This window comes from Sulfuricella sp. (genome assembly GCF_035531155.1).
Classification (GTDB): domain Bacteria; phylum Pseudomonadota; class Gammaproteobacteria; order Burkholderiales; family Sulfuricellaceae; genus Sulfuricella.
This window is the reverse complement of sequence record NZ_DATKTK010000052.1, coordinates 1-16,325: the sequence shown is the minus strand read 5'-3', so window position 1 is coordinate 16,325 and position 16,325 is coordinate 1. Positions and strand designations below refer to the sequence as shown.

14 protein-coding genes are annotated in these 16,325 nt (G+C 60.0%); 4 read left to right on the top strand and 10 right to left on the bottom strand.

The window, feature by feature from the left end; genetic code table 11:
- Positions 1 to 64: 64 nt before the first annotated feature.
- The 5 genes from lspA to murJ all read right to left on the bottom strand — a co-directional run bounded on the left by lspA (position 65) and on the right by murJ (position 6,462).
- On the bottom strand, positions 65 to 550 hold the full coding sequence (gene lspA / locus VMV64_RS11110; protein WP_325330272.1) for a signal peptidase II: 486 nt from the start codon (positions 548 to 550) through the stop codon (positions 65 to 67).
- Positions 543 to 3,341, bottom strand: a complete 2,799-nt coding sequence (gene ileS, locus VMV64_RS11105) for an isoleucine--tRNA ligase (RefSeq protein ID WP_325330270.1) — start codon at positions 3,339 to 3,341, stop codon at positions 543 to 545. Before ileS ends, lspA begins: the two co-directional genes overlap by 8 nt.
- 38 nt (positions 3,342 to 3,379) lie before the next feature.
- Positions 3,380 to 3,766: a GxxExxY protein gene (locus VMV64_RS11100; RefSeq protein ID WP_325330268.1), complete on the bottom strand. Its 387-nt coding sequence runs from the start codon at positions 3,764 to 3,766 to the stop codon at positions 3,380 to 3,382.
- A gap of 22 nt (positions 3,767 to 3,788) precedes the next feature.
- The gene (locus VMV64_RS11095; protein ID WP_325330266.1) at positions 3,789 to 4,736 is read right to left on the bottom strand and encodes a bifunctional riboflavin kinase/FAD synthetase; all 948 of its coding nucleotides are present in this window, start codon (positions 4,734 to 4,736) and stop codon (positions 3,789 to 3,791) included.
- Between the two features lie 187 nt (positions 4,737 to 4,923).
- Positions 4,924 to 6,462 carry a murein biosynthesis integral membrane protein MurJ gene (gene murJ, locus VMV64_RS11090; RefSeq protein ID WP_325330264.1) on the bottom strand — a complete coding sequence of 513 codons (1,539 nt, stop codon included), beginning with the start codon at positions 6,460 to 6,462 and terminating at the stop codon, positions 4,924 to 4,926.
- A 348-nt stretch (positions 6,463 to 6,810) separates the two neighbouring features.
- Here murJ and VMV64_RS11085 point away from each other — a divergent pair, with 348 nt between their 5' ends.
- From VMV64_RS11085 to VMV64_RS11070, 4 genes are all read left to right on the top strand, one after another.
- Positions 6,811 to 7,395: a superoxide dismutase gene (locus VMV64_RS11085; protein WP_325330262.1), complete on the top strand. Its 585-nt coding sequence runs from the start codon at positions 6,811 to 6,813 to the stop codon at positions 7,393 to 7,395.
- Positions 7,396 to 7,645: 250 nt separating this feature from the next.
- Positions 7,646 to 8,224, top strand: a complete 579-nt coding sequence (locus VMV64_RS11080; protein ID WP_325330260.1) for a DUF1415 domain-containing protein — start codon at positions 7,646 to 7,648, stop codon at positions 8,222 to 8,224.
- 47 nt (positions 8,225 to 8,271) lie between these two features.
- Complete coding sequence (locus tag VMV64_RS11075; protein ID WP_325330258.1) at positions 8,272 to 8,682, top strand: MOSC domain-containing protein; 411 nt, start codon at positions 8,272 to 8,274, stop codon at positions 8,680 to 8,682.
- 266 nt (positions 8,683 to 8,948) lie between these two features.
- Positions 8,949 to 9,953 (top strand): tRNA-dihydrouridine synthase family protein, encoded by a 1,005-nt coding sequence (locus VMV64_RS11070; protein ID WP_325330256.1) that lies wholly within the window; start codon positions 8,949 to 8,951, stop codon positions 9,951 to 9,953.
- On the opposite strand, the gene VMV64_RS11065 is transcribed toward VMV64_RS11070, so the two are convergent.
- The 5 genes from VMV64_RS11065 to VMV64_RS11045 form a co-directional block, all read right to left on the bottom strand.
- On the bottom strand, positions 9,886 to 13,002 hold the full coding sequence (locus tag VMV64_RS11065; RefSeq protein ID WP_325330255.1) for an efflux RND transporter permease subunit: 3,117 nt from the start codon (positions 13,000 to 13,002) through the stop codon (positions 9,886 to 9,888). The genes VMV64_RS11070 and VMV64_RS11065 overlap by 68 nt on opposite strands.
- On the bottom strand, positions 12,999 to 14,210 hold the full coding sequence (locus VMV64_RS11060; RefSeq protein WP_325330253.1) for an efflux RND transporter periplasmic adaptor subunit: 1,212 nt from the start codon (positions 14,208 to 14,210) through the stop codon (positions 12,999 to 13,001). Before VMV64_RS11060 ends, VMV64_RS11065 begins: the two co-directional genes overlap by 4 nt.
- A 263-nt stretch (positions 14,211 to 14,473) precedes the next feature.
- A complete protein-coding gene (locus VMV64_RS11055) occupies positions 14,474 to 14,878 on the bottom strand; it encodes a rhodanese-like domain-containing protein (protein WP_325330251.1) in 405 nt (134 codons plus the stop codon).
- Between the two features lie 27 nt (positions 14,879 to 14,905).
- On the bottom strand, positions 14,906 to 15,871 hold the full coding sequence (locus tag VMV64_RS11050; RefSeq protein WP_325330249.1) for a TerC family protein: 966 nt from the start codon (positions 15,869 to 15,871) through the stop codon (positions 14,906 to 14,908).
- A 123-nt stretch (positions 15,872 to 15,994) separates the two neighbouring features.
- Positions 15,995 to 16,325: M48 family metalloprotease (locus tag VMV64_RS11045; protein WP_325330247.1), on the bottom strand; the 331-nt coding region annotated here is incomplete at its 5' end.

Sequence of the window (16,325 nt, the reverse complement as noted above, 5' to 3'; positions counted from 1 at the left end):
TACTACTCTAAAATGAGAAGTGTGGAGTAAAGCCGGCAACCGTGGCGCCTTTTCCACTCACCCCTCACTCTTCACCCCTCACGGTTTTTTCAGGCTTTTTCAGGCTGTCCCAGATCAGCAGCCCTGCGCCGCCGGTGATCGCCATATCGGCGACATTAAACGCGGGCCAATGGTAGCCTTGCACGTAAAAATCGAGAAAATCCACCACGTGGCCGAGCAGGATGCGATCGATCAGGTTGCCGAGCGCGCCGCCGAGGATCAGGGCGAGCGCCAGGCAGAAAAGCCTTTCCCCGTGATGCTTGCGCAGCAGGTGGACGATCACCACTGCCGCGACCACCGCGATCCCGATAAAAAACCCACGCTGCCACCCTCCTGCCCCGGCCAGGAAGCTGAACGCCGCACCGGCGTTGTGGGCCAGCACCAGGTTGAAGGAGGGCATCACCGGTATCATCTCGCCAAAGGCTAGCGACTTCGACACCCATTGCTTGCTCAGCTGATCGAGCACGATAACGACCGCGCTGAGCGCCAGCCAACCCCACCCGTTACGCATACTGGCGCGGCTCGCCTTCGCCGTGCAGATTGGAAACACAGCGTCCGCACAAGCCGGGATTGGCCGCATTGGCACCCACATCGGCGCGGTAGTGCCAGCAGCGCTCGCACTTCTGCTGCGGGCTGGCGCTCACACGAATGCCCACCCCTGTTTCACCGGCCACCGCTTCAGGATGGCTGCCCTGATGCAAACGGGCCTGAGAGGTGATGAACACGAAACGCAAGTCGTCGCCGAAAGAATCGAGGAGGTCGAAGATTTCGCCGATGGCATACAAATCCACCTCGGCGGCCAAAGATGAGCCGATCCGCCCGGCCACCCGCACCTCTTCCAGTTGCTTCAGCGCATCGGCACGCACGCGGCGCAACTGCACCCAGCGCTGCCTGATTACGTCCTCTTCCGGCTGGGTCGGCAGCACGTCGTCCCAGGTGTGCAGGAACACGCTGTCTTCCGGATTCTTGGCCAGCACCTGCCACACTTCCTCGGCGGTGAAGGACAGGATAGGCGCCATCAGCCGCACCAGGCTGTGGGTGAGGTGATACAAGGCGTTTTGCGCCGAACGGCGGGCGCGGGAATCGGCACCGGCGGTGTACAGACGGTCCTTCAGGATGTCCAGGTAGAACCCGCCCAGATCCTCGGAACAGAAGGCTTGCAGCTTCTGGACGATAAAGTGAAACTCGTATTTTCCGTAGTGCGCCTTGCAGTCGTTCTCGAAATCCCGCGCCATCGCCAGCGCGTAGCGGTCGATCTCCAGCCACTCTTCGACCGGCAAAGCGTGCTGCGCTGGATCGAAGTCGGCGATGTTCGAGAGCAGGAAGCGCAGGGTGTTGCGGATGCGGCGGTAGCTTTCCGTCACCCGCTTGAGGATCTCGTCGGAAATGGTGAGTTCGCCGGAATAGTCGGTGGAAGCGACCCACAGGCGCAGGATGTCGGCGCCGAGGCTATCCACCACCTTCTGCGGGGCGATCACGTTGCCCTTGGATTTGCTCATCTTGTGGCCGCTGCCGTCGACCACGAAGCCATGGGTGAGCAGGGCTCTATAAGGCGCGTGGCCATCCACCCCGCAGCCGGTGAGGAGCGAGGACTGGAACCAGCCGCGGTGCTGGTCGGAGCCTTCCAGGTACAGGTCCGCCGGATGCTGCAGATAGTCGCGCCGCTTCAGCACGCAGGCGTGGGTCGAGCCGGAATCGAACCAGACGTCGAGGGTGTCGCTCACCTTTTTGTAGGTTTCCGCCTCGGCGCCGAGCAGCTCGCTTGCGTCCAGGCTGAACCAGGCTTCGATGCCCTGCCCTTCCACGCGCTGCGCCACCTGCTCCAGCAGTTCCGCGGTGCGCGGGTGCAGTTCGCCGGTTTCCTTGTGCACGAACAGCGGCATTGGCACGCCCCAGTTGCGCTGACGCGAGACGCACCAGTCCGGGCGGTTCTTGATCATCGCCTCGAGCCGGGCGCGGCCCCACGACGGGAAAAACTCGGTGTTCTCGACCGCCTTCAACGCGGCTTTGCGCAAGCTGCTGTGCTGCCCGCTGGCTTCCATGCCGATGAACCACTGGTGCGTGGCGCGGAAGATGACCGGTGTCTTGTGCCGCCAGCAGTGCGGGTAGCTGTGCTTGAGCTTGATTTCCAGTAGCAGCGCGCCGCTGTTTGCCAGGGTTTCGATTACGGTCTTGTTGGCCGCCCAGATCGACTGGCCGCCGACCAGGGGAATGCCGGCGTAAAACTTGCCATCGCCGCCCACCGGGCAATCTACCGGCAGATTGTATTTGCTGCCGACGGCATAGTCCTCCAGACCGTGTGCCGGCGCGGTGTGCACCAGCCCGGTACCGGCTTCGAGCGTGACGTGGTCGCCGCAAATCACCGGCACGCTGCGGTCGTAGAAGGGGTGCTGCAATTGCAGATGTTCCAGCGCCGCGCCTTGCACGGTCGCCACCACTTCCACCGAATCGAAACCGTAGCGCGTGATGCAGGCCTCCGCCAGATCGCGCGCCAGGATCAGGATGCCCTTCGGCGTCTGGATCAGGTCGTAAATGAAGTCGGGATGCACACACACTGCCTGGTTGGCCGGCAAGGTCCACGGCGTGGTCGTCCAGATCACCGCGTAAATGGGCTGGTTTGGCTGTTTCATTCCCAGCGCCTTGGCCAGCGCGGCGACATCCTTCACCGCAAAGGCGACGTCGATCGCCGGCGAAGCCTTGTCCTCGTATTCCACCTCGGCTTCCGCCAGGGCGGAACCGCAGTCCACGCACCAGTGCACCGGCTTCTGCCCCTGGTAAAGGTAGCCGTTGGCGTTGATGTGGCCCAGCGTACGCATGATGTCGGCCTCGAACCTGAAGTCCATGGTCAGGTAAGGATTATTCCACTCGCCCAGCACGCCGAGGCGGATGAAGTCGGCCTTTTGCCGCTCGATCTGGGACGCCGCATATTCCCGGCACAGCTCGCGGAATCTGGCGGCGGGAATCTCCTTGCCATGCTGCTTTTCCACCTGCAGTTCGATCGGCAACCCGTGGCAGTCCCAGCCGGGCACGTAGGGCGCATCAAAGCCGGACAGGGTCTTGCTCTTGACGATGATGTCCTTGAGCACCTTGTTGACCGCATGGCCGATGTGGATGTCGCCGTTGGCATAGGGTGGACCGTCATGCAGGATGAACTTGGGCCGTCCGGCGCTGACCTCGCGAATCTTCTCGTAGAGCTTTCTTTCCTGCCACTGCTTCAGCCAGCCCGGCTCGCGCTTGGCGAGATCGCCGCGCATCGGGAAGGGAGTGTCGGGCAGGTTCAGGGTGTCTTTGTAATCAGCCATATTTAATTAACCGCAAAGGCGCAAAGGCGCGAAGAAAACTATAAATTATTAACGATTCGTTTGATTCCATTGCGCATCACATCCACCTTGAAATTTAACAATAATCCAAGTCGACTATCCATCAACTTCAAATATGTTAGTAATTGCGCTGTGTGGATTGGTTGCAAGGCATCTACTGATTTAAGCTCAATAATTAGCTCATCCTGCACCAGCACGTCTGCCCGATAAGCATTTTCAATATGCAATTCCTTGTATCGGATCGGAATATTAATTTGCCTCTGCACAGACAGGCCTGCCCGTTCCAACTCCCAAGCAAGACACTCCTCATAAGCAGATTCGAGTAAGCCTGGCCCCAAAGCACGATGAACTTCAATAGCAGATCCGATCACAACATTACTGACTCGGTTCAGCTCATCTACATTCATGATTATTTTACTCTTCGCATTCTTAGCGCCTTTGCGCCTTTGCGGTTGAGTTCGTAAAATATTTCTTCGCGTTTTCCACATCCACCGCGATCTGTGCGGTCAGCGCTTCCAGATTGGGGAACTTCATCTCGTCGCGCAGCTTGAGCAGGAACTCCACGTGCAGGTGCTTGTTGTAAAGGTCGCCTTCAAAGTCGAACAGGAACACTTCCAGCGTTGCCTTGCCTTTGTCGTTGATGGTGGGTCGCACGCCCAAGCTGGCAGCACCCTGCAGCGGCTTGTCGCCGATCCCGTGAACCTCGACTGCAAAAATGCCGGACAGCGGCGGCTTGTTGTGCTTCATCTGGATGTTGGCGGTGGGGTAGCCGATCTTGCGCCCGAGGCTTTCGCCGTGCACCACCTTGCCGCTGATGCTGTAATGGCGGCCGAGGAAGCGCTCGGCAAGCTCAAGGTCGCCATTCGCCAGCGCCTCGCGCACGATGGTGCTGGATGCGCGCTGGCCGGACACGGTCACGCTGTCCATGGCCTCCACCTCGAAACCGTGTTGCTTCCCGGCCTGCTGCAGCATGGTGAAATCGCCGGCGCGTTTGGCGCCGAAGCGAAAATCATCCCCCACCAGCACCCAGCGCGCCTGCAAACCCTGGTGCAGGATGCGGTCGATAAAGTCCTCTGCGCTGACCTGTGCGAAGCGTTTGTTGAAGCGCAGGATAAAGACCCGCTCCACGCCGAATCGCTCGAACAACTCCAGCTTTTCACGCAGGTTGGAAAGGCGCGCCGGTGCCTGCTCCGGGGTAAAAAATTCGCGCGGATGCGGCTCGAAGGTCATCACGCAGGGCGACAGTCCGCGTTCCCGCGCCGCCTGCGTGAGACGGGCGAGCATGGCCCGGTGTCCAATATGCACGCCATCGAAATTTCCGATGGTGAGCGCGACCGGTGAAAGAGGCTGGGCGGGTGTTCCGCGGTAAATCAACATAGCCGGGTGAAAAAAAGATTGGATTATAACTCAAAAAGTCGCATTTCACCGCAGAGTACGCGGAGGACGCAGAGGAAAAACAAGGGTTTAAGACCTAACTCTAGTGAGGGCTTTATGGCGCGTAAGCCTTTGCATTACTCCGCGTCCTCCGCGTCCTCTGCGGTCCATGATTTTTTCCAGCAGTACGTCATTTAGCGCCGTGGCGGATAAAATCCTTGACCCTCACGCCAAACAGGGTCAGGGCGGCGAAATAGGCGGAGGCTCCGGCTACGACAGTCCAGCTCAGATGCACCACGCGGGAAACGATGCCGCCCTTGAGCCAGACCTCTTCTGCGCCCATGGCGAACCACAGCACCACACCCATCACCGCCAGAGCAGCCGTCACCTGCAGGAAAAACTTCAGCCAGCCCGGCTGGGGGTGGTAAATATCGTGCTTGCGCAGGTGGTAGAACAGCAGGCCGGCGTTGAGGCACGCCCCCAAGCCGATGGAAAGTGCCAGCCCGGCATGCCTGAGCTGCCAGATGAAGGCGAGGTTCATCAGCTGCGTCGCGAACAGGGTAAACAGTGCGATCTTGACCGGCGTGCGGATGTTCTGCCGCGCATAGAAACCCGGTGCCAGCACCTTCACCATAATCAGGCCAACCAGCCCGAGGCTGTAGGCGAGCAGCGCTTCTCGCGTCATCCACAGGTCGGTGAGAGTGAACTTGCCATAGAAAAACAGCGTGGAAATCAGCGGCACCGACAGGATCGCCAGCGCCAGCGCGGCAGGCAGCGCCAGCATCAGGGTCAGGCGCAGGCCCCAGTCGAGCAGGCGGGAGTACTCCACGGTGGAGGCATCGGCGTAATGCTTGGCCAGGCTGGGCAGCAGAATGGTACCCAACGCCACGCCGAGTATGCCGGTGGGAAATTCCATCAGGCGGTCGGCGTAATACAGCCAGGACACGCTGCCGGTGACCAGAAACGAGGCGAAGATGGTGTTGATCAGGAGGCTGATCTGGCTGATCGACACACCGAAGACCGCCGGGCCCATCTGCTTCAAAATCCGCCATACCCCCTCGTCGTTGAGCTTCAGCCGAAAACGCGGCAGCAGCCCGAGCTTGGCCAGATAGGGGAGCTGAAAACCGAGCTGGAGCAAGCCGCCGAGCAGCACCGCGACGCCCAGCACCAGCACCGGCGGATCGAAATACGGCGCCAGCCAGAGCGCGCAGCCGATGAAGGACAGGTTGAGCAGCACCGGGGTGAAGGCCGGCACGGAAAACTTGCTGTAGGTGTTGAGTACGCCGCCGGCCAGAGAAACCAGCGAGATGAAGAAAATATAGGGAAAAGTCAGGCGCAACAGATCTACGGTCAGGTCGAATTTGCTCGGCACCGCGGAAAAACCGGGCGCGCTGATATAGATCAGCACCGGTGCGGCCAGCACGCCGATCACGGAGACGACAAGAAGAATCAGCGCCAGCAGTGTCGCGACATGATCCACCAGATCCCGCGTCGCATCATGGCCGCGCTTGGACTTGTATTCCGCCAGGATAGGCACGAACGCCTGGGAAAACGCACCCTCGGCAAACAGCCGCCGCAGCAGGTTGGGAATCTTGAAGGCGACGAAGAATGCATCGGAATACAGCCCCGCACCGAACACCCGGGCAATGATGGTGTCGCGCAGGAAACCCATGATGCGGGAAATCAGGGTCATGCTGCCGACTGCGGCCAAGGCCTTCAATAAATTCATGGATTATGCTATTAAACCTAAAAAAAGCATTTGAACCGCAAAGGCGCAAAGAACGCAAAGTAAAAACAATGTGTTATCTGAATCCACCCAGTCACCGGACAGGTGAATACCAGATGGATTTTATGCCCTTCGTTTCCTTTGTGCCTTCGCGTCTTTGCGGTTAACGAACTATGGGGTTCTTAGGATAAAACTAAAAGCGGCTATGTTATAGCGTTTACCCTGTGCTTTCCAGACAAGAGATTTGGTCTATCATTGAGTGTTGCCGCAAGCGATGAAAATCGATACAATTAAACTTAGTCTAATTTAACGACTTGTTTTAACCCACCCAACATCTGGAGCACAATCACTATGGAACACACACTGCCAGCACTGCCCTATGCCATGGACGCCCTGCAGCCCCACATGTCCAAAGAAACCTTCGAATACCACTACGGCAAGCACCATCAGGCCTATGTCACCAACCTGAACAACCTGATCAAGGGCACCGAATTCGAAAATCTGGACCTGGAAGCCATCATCAAGAAGGCCCCGGCCGGCGGCATCTACAACAACTCCGCCCAGGTGTGGAACCACACCTTCTTCTGGAACTGCATGAAGCCGAACGGCGGCGGTCAGCCCACCGGCGCGCTGGCTGACGCCATCATGGCCAAGTGGGGTTCTGTCGATGAATTCAAGAAAGCCTTCCAGACCTCCGCTGTCGGCAACTTCGGCTCCGGCTGGACCTGGCTGGTGAAGAAGGCCGACGGCTCCGTCGACATCGTCAACATGGGCGCTGCCGGCACCCCGCTGACCACCGGCGACAAAGCCCTGCTGTGTGTCGACGTATGGGAGCATGCCTACTACATCGACTACCGCAACCTGCGTCCCAAGTTCGTCGAGACCTTCCTGACCAGTCTGGTCAACTGGGACTTCGTGGCAAAGAACTTCGCCTGATTTTATGCGCAGCTCATCCTGAGCATGTCGAAGGGTGAGCGGACTTTAGCAGGCTGAAGCAAGTGTTATAAAAGGGTGCCGATTTTGGCGCCCTTTTTGTTTTATGGGTTTCGCGCTACTGCTCCATCTGAGCAAGATTGGTGCAACATTGATACTGATTGAAAGTCGTAACAAAGTGCCCGAAGAAGACGTCCGAGTATTTCCATCCACTCGATAAGGTCTTGCTCTCCATCACTGGTATTATTCGGTCATGAAAAATCATTCAAACATCGAAACGATCATTGCTAGCACCCGCTGCTGGATCGAGCGCGTGGTGGTTGAACTGAACCTCTGCCCATTCGCCCGCAAGCCTTACGAGAGCGGGCAAGTGCGCTATGTGGTGAGTGCAGCGGATCGGTCGGAAGACCTGCTGGCAGATCTTCATAGGGAACTGGAGTTCCTGCGCACAACGGATGCCGGGGAAATCGAGACCACAGTGCTGATCCATCCCGACGTATTGAACGACTTCCTCGACTACAATGACTTTCTCGGCGACGTCGATGCATTGATCGACGAAGGGGGATACGAGGGTGAATTTCAGGTGGCTAGCTTTCATCCACATTATCAGTTTGCCGGCACACAGGCTGACGACGCAGAGAACTACACCAACCGCTCTCCCTACCCGATTCTTCATCTCTTGAGGGAAGAGGGATTGGCGCGAGCGATCTCCGGATATGCCCGTCCAGACAAAATTCCGGAACGAAACATCCGCACCCTGGAGAAGATTGGTGCAGCGCGGATGCGGGAAATACTCGACGAATGCATGCGCATCGAGGACAACGAGGAGTGAAGGCAAGTTTGCTTGGCATAGCCATCAAGCCGCAACGCTTGCAGCCTATGCAATTACTCAGCGCGGGAGAATTAAGCTTGCGCGAGGGCCTCGTCGGCGACAGCCGTGGCAAGCCCGGTCCCCGTCAGGTAACACTTCTGTCTCTGGCAGCGTGGCAAGCAGCCGGCAATACAATCGGCATGACTTTTCCCTGGACAGACCGCCGTGCCAATCTTCTGGTCGGAGACTTACCGCTGTACCAATCCGTCGGTTCACGCATTGTGATCGGCGATGCCGTGCTGGAGATCACCGGCGAGACCGATCCCTGCTCGCGCATGAAGGCGGTACATCCCGGCCTGTTTGACGCCCTGACCCCGGATTGGCGCGGAGGAGTTTGCTGCCGGGTGCTGCGTGGCGGCTTGCTCACCTTGGGAATGGAGGTTGAACTGGTATCCGGGCACGGGCCTGAATCGGGCTGAACGAAATTCCGGCTTCTGCCGCCTGCCCTACACGAAAAGCTGAGCACGCCAATCAATTCAGACTCTGAACGTCTGCTGCTTGCAGAAAATTACATCGGCCGCTTGTAGGTCGAATTGAGGCCGTGGCGACCGAGTGTTCTAGTCACCAAATCAAATGGGACAGACACGATTATCCTTATATAGTCTTTGGGGCAAGCTCAAAATCCTTCCAGCAATCCGCGTGCATTTCTTCTAAAATAACCTCCCCCGCAACTACCAAAAACCCCATGCGCCTGATTCTCGCCCCTATGGAGGGCCTTGCCGACCAGAGCCTGCGCGACATATTGACACGCCTGGGCGGTATCGACCTGTGCGTGGCTGAATTCGTGCGTGTCACCGACCATTTGCTCACCGAGAAAGTGCTCCTGCGCACCGTGCCGGAGCTGGCCACTGGCGGCTGCACGCGTTCCGGGGTGCCGGTGCGGGTGCAACTGCTGGGGAGCGACCCGGTCTGCCTCGCCGAAAACGCCGCATACATCGCCGGTCTGGGCGCGCCGGGCATCGACCTCAACTTCGGCTGTCCCGCCCCCACGGTTAATCGCCACGGCGGCGGCGCTATTCTGCTTCAGCACCCGGAACAAATCCGCACCATCGTAGCCGCTGTTCGCCGCGCCGTGCCGGATCACATCCCGGTCACCGCCAAGATGCGTCTCGGCCTGGAAGATACCTCGCTGACGCTGGATTGCGCCCGCGCCATCGAGGCAGGCGGCGCCGACGAAATTACCGTCCATGCCCGCACCAAGACCGACCGCTACCGCCCTCCTGCGCGCTGGGAGTGGCTCGCCCATATCCGCGAAACAGTAAAGCTGCCGGTGGTGGCCAACGGCGAAGTGTGGACGCCCCAGGATACTGAAAAAATATGCCAGGTCAGCGGCTGCACCGACGTGATGATCGGACGCGGCGCCATCGTCCGCCCGGACCTGATGCGGCGCATCAAGACGGGGAATGAGGCCATGCCCTGGCCGGAACTGCTACCCTGGATCATCGATTACTATGACCAGTTGCGTGCCAGAATGGACCCGAAGCACGCGCCGGGGCGGCTCAAGCAATGGCTGGGAATGATCCGCGCCGCCTACCCGGAAGCGGAGGCACTGCACCGCACGTTGCGCACCGAGCGCGACCCGGTGACGGTTGGAAAGATGCTGGAGGATTTGCTAAAAGCAGCTATTCAGCTAGCCGCCGCGTTTCCGGAGGCAAAACCGCCGGCGCCGCATCGTCATTCGCCAACTTGAGCGGCCCGCTGCCCGAAAAGCGGTCGAGATAGAGGTAGATCACCGGGGTGATGAAAAGGGTGATCACTTGCGAGAACAGCAACCCACCCACCACGGCGAGGCCCAGCGGCTGGCGCAGTTCGGCCCCGGCGCCAAAGCCCAGGGCGATGGGCAATGCCCCCATCAGCGCCGCCGAAGTGGTCATCATGATCGGACGGAAACGCAACAGACAGGCGGTGCGGATCGCTTCATGCGGGGCCATGCCGCCGTTGCGCTGCGCGTCAAGCGCAAAGTCGATCATCATGATGGCGTTCTTCTTGACGATGCCGATCAGCATCAGGATGCCGATCATGGCGATGATCGAAAGCTCCATGTCGAACAGCCACAACGTCGCCAGTGCACCGACCGCGGCCGAGGGCAGCCCGGACAGGATGGTGAGCGGATGAATATAACTTTCGTAGAGCACGCCGAGCAGTACATAGATCACCAACAGCGCGGCGACGATCAGCACCACCTGGCTGGTCTGCGATGACTGGAATGCCGCAGCATCACCGCCGTAGCTGGTGAGTATGCTCGCCGGCAGATTGAGCTCGCGCTTGAACTGCTCGATGCGCCTGGAAGCATCGCCCAGCGCCGCGCCGGGCGCCAGGTTGAAAGATATCGTCAGCGCGGCAAGCTGCCCGGCATGATTGATCGCGACCGGCCCGACTTCGCGCTCGACGGTCGCCACACTGGATAACGGGACCAGCGCGCCATTCTTCGCGCGCACATGAATTTTGCCGAAGGCGCTTTCGTCTGTGCGGTCCTGATCGGCAACCTGCATAATCACCGGGAAGCTATCGCTCGAAGTGTAGATCGTCGAGACCTGGCGCTCGCCGAAAGCGCTGTAAAGCGCGGAACGGATGTCCGCTATCTGCACGCCCAGCAGGTTGGCCTTGTCGCGGTTGATATTCAGGCGCGCCTGCAGGCCCTTCAGTTGCGCGTCGCTGGTGACATCGCGAAACATGGCTTCCTCGCCCATGCGCGCCATCAGGGCATCCGCCGCCGTGCGCAGCTCTTCGGCGCGGACGCTGCGCATGACGTACTGATAGCGGCTCTTGCTGGTGCGGCCGCCGAGCCTGAGGTTCTGAATCGGGTTCATGAAGACCTTGACGCCGGGAATCGGGCGTACCTCACGGCGCAGGCTTTCGAGCACAGTTTCGATCGGCGGGCGTTCGCCGCGCGGCTTGAGGGTCATGAACAGGCGCCCGCTGTTGCTGTCGTTGGCATTGACGATAAGGGTATCGACGGCGGGATTGGCGCGGATCACCTCCCCGGTGCGGTGCAACAAAGCGGCCATGGCGGGAAAGGAAATATCCTCGACGGCCTCGACGGTGATCAGCGCCTGGCCGATATCCTCATTGGGGAAAAACCCTTTGGGCAAGACCGCGAACAGCGCTGCGGTGGCAATAAAGGTGCCGAGCGCAATACCCAGGACCACGCGGCGGTGGCGCAATGCCCAGTCCAGCGCGCGTTCGTAGGCTGCCAGCACGGCGTTGAATCCGCGTTCGAACCATGCGGTCCAGCGCAGGCTGCGCCCCTCGTGCTCCTGGTGGGCCAGATAGCGGCTGGCCATCAGCGGGATCAGCGTGAGCGACACGACGGCCGACACCAGCACCGAAATTCCCAGCACTGCGGCGAACTCGTGGAACAGCAACCCGATCACGCCGGGCATGAAGAAAATCGGAATGAATACGGCGACCAGCGAAAGGGAAATCGAAATGATGGTGAAACTGATCTCCTTCGACCCCTGCAACGCAGCTTGCAGCCGCGGCATGCCATTCTCGACATGACGCGCGATGTTCTCAAGCACCACGATGGCATCGTCCACCACCAGCCCGACGGCAATGGTGATGGCGAGCAGCGAAATATTATCCAGGCTGTAGCCGAAGACATGCATCAGCGCCACTGTTCCCAGCAGCGAAATCGGCAGCGACAGCGCCGGTATGAAAGTGGCGGAAGCCTTGCGCAGGAACAGGAAAATCACCATGACGACCAGGGCGATGGTGATCGCCAGCGTGATCTGCACGTCGTGGATGGCGTTGCGGACCGACACCGAACGGTCGTTGCGCAACTTGAGCTGAACCGACGATGGCATCTGGGCAATCAGCCCGGGCATCGCTGCCTTGATCGCATCTACCGTGGCGACCGTGTTGGCCCCCGGCTGACGCTGCACCGAAAGCGTGATGGCGCGTTCGCCGTTGGCCCAGCTTGCGGTCTTGATCGACTCCACGCTGTCTTCCACCGTCGCCACCTCGGAAAGCCGCACCGGAGCCCCGCCCGGCGCGGTCGCGACAATCAGGTTGGCAAACGCCGCGGCGTTTCTGAGCTGGCGGTTAGCCTGGATGGTGAGCGTCTGGCGCGGGCCTTCCAGTGTGCCGATCGGAGAGTTGGCGTTAGCACTGCGCAACGCGCTGGCGATATCGTCGATGGTCAGGTTGCGCGCCGCCAATGCTTCCGGATTCACGCGCACGCGCACGGCAAATTTTTTCTGCCCGTTGATCTGCACCTGCGCCACTCCGGACAGCGTGGAAAGCACCGGCGCAATGAGATTGTCGGCGAAGCTGTTCAGCTCCGAGAGCGGCATCGAAGGCGATGTCAGGGAAAGAAAAATGATCGGCGCATCGGCGGGGTTGACCTTGCGATAGGACGGCGGCGAAGTCATTTCCGTCGGCAGTGCGCGTTGCGCGCGCAGCAATGCCGCTTGCACGTCAATGGCGGCGCTGTTGATATCGAGATCCTGGTCGAATTCCAGGGTGATCGAGGTGCTGCCCAGCGTGCTGGTCGAACTGATTACCGACAGACCGGAGATGGTGGAAAACTGCCGCTCGAGAGGGGTAGCCACCGAAGAAGCCATGGTCTCGGGACTTGCGCCGGGAAGCGATGCACTGACCGAGATGGTCGGAGAGTCATAGCTCGGCAGTGCGGCGACCGGAATGCCGCCGTAGGCGAGGATGCCGGCCACCACGGCAGAAACCGACAGCAGCACCGTCATGACCGGGCGGCGGATACATAATTCGGAGAGGTTCATTGCGCTTCTGCGCGGCTGGATTGCGCGTTATTAGCCTTGTCAGCTTTTTCCTTCAAGTTTTTGCCGGCCTCGGTCACTACACTGCCCGGCCTCAGATTTTGTGCGCCCTCCACGACCACGCGCATCCCCGGCGCGACGCCCTCGATCACGGCAAGTCCGTCCTGAATCAAGCGCACATTGACCGGCACAGCGGCCACCTTGCGATCCTTCCCGATCACGTAAAGGAACTTCCTTTCCGGGCCGGTCTGTACCGCCTGCACAGGAACCATGAGGGCGCCGGACAAGGTGTGCGGCGCAAGCGCCACAGTGACGAACATGCCCGGCCAGAGACGGTTGTCAGCATTGGAAAACTCGGCCTTGAGACGAATGCTGCCGCTGGCCGTATCCACCGCGTTATCGACGAATGCCAGCCGACCCTTCCGCGCCTCCTGCCCTGCCGCATCCAGTGCTGCGCTGACGGGCACTTCCCCTTTGGCAAACGCCTGCTGCAAAGCCGCAAGCTCGTGTTCCGGCAATGTGAAGCTGACATTGATCGGGTCGATCTGCGTGATGCTCACCAGCGCGGCGCCGTTCGGTTGCACCAGGCTTCCCGGATAGATGGCAATGGCTCCGGTGCGGCCGGCAATCGGCGCGGCAATCTCGCCGAAACTACGCGCCACACGGCTCGTTTCCACAGCCGCCTGATCGACCGCAAGCTGACCGCGCAACCCGTCGACCTGGTTCTGCGCCGTATCGAGTGCAGCCTGAGAAATGAATTTTTGTCGGAACAGCTCGCGCTGGCGTTCGAGGTTGCGCTCGGCGTTCGCCAGGTCGGCACGGTCCTTGACCAGCTGCGCCTCGGCCTTGCTGAGATTGGCGGCTTCGGTGCGCGTATCGAGCGTAAACAACCGGTCGCCCTTGTCCACGAACTGCCCTTCCTTGATGTGCACGGCTTTGACCGTGGCGCTGATCTGAGGACGCACCTCAACCGTTTGCCGGGCCGATACCGTGCCATTGGCCGTGAGCCTGACCGACACATCGCCCTGGGTAACTGCAGCGCTCACCACCTCGACCTTTCCAACTGTCTTTCCCTTGGGGTTGGCCGCCTCGCCCTGAGAACGCCAGGTCCAGACGCCGGCGACCAGCGCAACCAGCAGCATGCCGGTCATCACTATCCCCATGCGCCGCTTCGGGTGCACCGCGGATTTTGCTTGAGAAACACTTCCCATCAAGGAGCCTCGACGTAATCTGTTTTTGAACTGTAGGTGGCAGGGCGGCGTGGTACCCGCGCAAAGTGGAAGCGCGACACGACCGTTCAAGGACGGGCAACAATCCGAATGAGGGTTACCCGGCGCACCGGATCAGGCTTCTTCGGGTATCGATTGTCCCACATTCAGTGGGCAAGGAGAAAGGGCGCGGGACAATCCCGGTTAAGAGTTATGCAGCAAGAGAACGCCCCTGCTTTGCTCGTGGTCCCAAGTGGGTACTCGGGTCATAGACGCGCGACAGGATTGCCTTCACTTATCCAGCGGGTGATGCCGTTACGCACATTGTAAACCTGCGTATAGCCCATCTCCGCCAGTTCACGCGCCAAGGAGTCGGAGCGGCTGCCGGTGCGGCAGATCAAAACAACGGGGGCGTTCTTGTCCACTTCGGCGGTAAAGCGTGACAGGAATTCCGGATTGGGCCGCCCGCTTGCGTCCACGTAAGTCAGTTTGCGGCCACCCTCCACCACGCCGCTCTGGCGCCATTCATCCGGCCGGCGGATGTCGTACAAGGGTACGCCCTGCGCCAGCAGCGCCTTCAACTGGGCGTTATCGACGTTGGTGTAGGGCGGCTCGGCGCAACCGCCGAGGGTAAGCACAAAAAGAACGAAGACGAAGAGGCGAAAAATCATGGCGTAATTCCGTTCATGAGCAGATTTTCAATGGGAGGGCTTGTTGCGCGTGGCGATCAAGCTGGCGATGACGCTCGATCCGATCAGCACCGCGACGATGGCCAGCGAAGCCGCCACCGGCACGTGATACCACGGTGCGATCAGCATCTTGGCGCCGATGAAGGTGAGCACCATGGCGAGGCCGTATTTCAGCAGGTGGAAGCGGTCGGCCACGTCGGCAAGCAGGAAATATAGCGCCCGCAGCCCCATGATCGCGAAAATGTTGGAGGTGAAGACGATGAAGGGGTCGGTGGTGATGGCGAAGATGGCCGGGATGGAATCCACCGCGAACACCAGGTCGGACACCTCGATCAGGATCAGCACCAGAAACAGCGGCGTGAAATAGCGCATGCCGCCCTTCATGACGATGAATTTCTCGCCGTGATGGTCCTCGGAGATGCGCAGATGCCGGCGCGCGAATTTCAGCACCGGGTTCTTGTTAAGGTCGGGCTCCTTTTCTGCCATGACCAGCATGCGCATGCCGGTAACCACCAGGAAGAAACCGAAGAAGTAGAGCACCCAGCTGAATTCCCGCACCAGCCAGGCACCGGCCAGGATCATCACCGCGCGCAGAACGATGGCGCCCAGAACGCCATAGATCAGCACCCGGCGCTGGTATTCGGCGGAGACGTGGAAAGACGAGAAAATCAGCAGGAAGATGAACACGTTGTCCACCGACAGCGACTTCTCGATCAGATAGCCGGTGAGGAATTCCAGCGCCTTGCGGTCGGCGATCTCCTGTCCGGCCGTGCCGTTCAAGTACCACCACAGACCGGCGTTGAACAGCAGCGCAAGGCTCACCCAGACCAGCGACCAGGTAGCCGCCTCCTTGACGCTCACCTTGTGCGCTTTCCTGCCGCCGAACACGAACAGGTCCAACACCAACATGACCAGCACAAAGGCGATGAAGGCCGCCCACATCCAGGGTTCACCAACGGAGATTACGTTATTCATTGTTACGTTCAAATTGTCTCAGGTTAAAGGCGATACCTCCCTCTACGGCTGAAAACAGCCGCAGGAGAATACAGGTTCAGGATTGGTGGGTAGAGCCTACCGCATGGGTCGGCTTGGATAGCGCTATACCTTAAGGCGCTTCAGCATCTCGATGCGCTCTTCCAGCGGCGGATGGGTCATGAACAGGCGCTTCAAGCCTGAACCCATTCCACCGGAAATACCGAAAGCGGCCATCTTCTCCGGCAGCGGCGCGGGCTCGTGCTGGGCCTTGAGGCGCTCCAGCGCGGCGATCATGGCGCCCTTTCCAGCCAGCGCCGCGCCGCCCGAGTCGGCGATGAACTCGCGCCGGCGCGAGAACCACATGACGATGATCGAGGCGAGGATGCCCAGCACCATCTCGGCGATGATCATGGTGACGAAGAACGCCGGGCCGGTTCCCCGCTCGGTCTTGAAC